This is a genomic window from Bartonella sp. AU55XJBT, from assembly GCF_028618525.1.
Genome location: NZ_JAQITC010000037.1, coordinates 1 through 933, shown reverse-complemented (window position 1 = coordinate 933; position 933 = coordinate 1). Strand labels below are relative to the sequence as shown.

General features: G+C 42.6%; 1 protein-coding gene and 1 pseudogene. One reads left to right on the top strand and one right to left on the bottom strand.

Features of this window, described 5'->3' with window-relative positions; translation table 11 throughout:
• Positions 1–295 precede the first annotated feature (295 nt).
• Entirely contained in the window at positions 296–418 is a 123-nt protein-coding gene (locus tag PVV70_RS09695; protein ID WP_273759019.1) for a hypothetical protein, read from the top strand.
• Between the two features lie 112 nt (positions 419–530).
• Here PVV70_RS09695 and PVV70_RS09690 read toward each other — a convergent pair.
• A pseudogene (locus PVV70_RS09690) lies at positions 531–933 on the bottom strand (late control protein); the annotation flags it as partial.

Sequence of the window (933 nt, the reverse complement as noted above, 5' to 3'; positions counted from 1 at the left end):
GCTGTAGCTTGTCGGCGGGTTTTGTATATTTTGACACTAGGTTTTGTACCAAATTATTTTTTTTCAAAGGATTTTTAAGGGGTTCTCAAAGGGTCTTCAAAGACCTTTAAAAGGGTCTTTAAAACCTCTTCCATGAATCTTTTTTTCTTCCTCTAAAAGTCGCAATTTTAGATGATGAGTTCTTGAGCCAGAGTCGGATTATTTGAGACGCGGCATTTATAAGATGCAGTGACCTCTTTTAAAATAAATTGAGTAATAATTTTTCTGTATTCTAAGCACATTATTAAAGAGAGACATGTTTAAGCAATCCGGTCAACTTGACCAAATTGCTCTTCAGTCTGCAATTGTGCAATGTTTGCACCATTGCTGGTTTGAGGAATTGGGTAAACATTACCCTATTGCTGTACTCATGCAATAGGATCAACTTGGTTCTATGGTTCTTTGAGCAATTGGTGCAAGTTGCACCTATTCCTCATCACGATCGATCAAAGGGTTAACTTGACCCTTTGATTTTTTGTTCCTAACAGCCTCTATTCTTCGCTGCTTTCTTTTCCCTTGTTTGGTGCTTCAAGTGTAATTTCTGTGGTATATCCGCTTTGCTTCTCATAGCAGTGGGTAACAGTTGCGGCTTTCCATGGACCATTGATTTGCCCACGAAACCCTTGCAATAAAAGAGGTTGATCCGCCATGATTTCTGGTCGCCCCGCAAGGGTCAAAGAACCACTGCCCACAGCACGGCACAGCCTATCCGATTCTGATGCCGCAGCAGCTTGTGCTTCTTCTTTACAAGTGTAACAACCACGCAGACAGCGCACGGGACCGCTGAACCCTGTCTGATGCTTGACTTGGCATTGTTGCCCTTTTGAGCGATCAAAATAAGAGGCTTCAATGGTGCCATATTGCGTGCGTGGCTCAAGGGTAAATTCCCAGCTG